Annotated in this window: 1 pseudogene; it reads left to right on the top strand. The window is 62.4% G+C overall.

Annotated elements, in window-relative coordinates:
- Positions 1-245, top strand: a pseudogene (locus tag ACRHNM_RS17795) (glucose-6-phosphate dehydrogenase); the annotation flags it as partial.

The following is a 245-nucleotide window of genomic DNA, read 5'->3' as shown; positions in this document are numbered from 1 at the left end:
ACCGCCTCCCGCTGGATGCCATGCAGGGGGATACAACCCTCTGTGCCCGTGCCGATGAGGTGGAACCCGCCTGGGAGTTTGTGGATCCGATACTGAAATACTGGTCGGAGGCCGGGGACGTGGTGACCTATGGCTATTCGGCAGGGGTCTGGGGCCCGAAAAACGCCGACGACCTGATTGAAGGAGCCTATGGGTGGAGGAACCCGGGGGCCCACCTCACGGACGACCCCGGATTTTGTGTCATC

Source organism: Psychroserpens mesophilus (genome assembly GCF_050617655.1).
In the GTDB taxonomy this organism is placed as follows: Bacteria; Bacteroidota; Bacteroidia; order Flavobacteriales; family Flavobacteriaceae; genus Psychroserpens; species Psychroserpens mesophilus_A.
The sequence above is the reverse complement of the archived record's forward strand: the minus strand, read 5'-3'. Positions and strand labels throughout refer to the sequence as shown.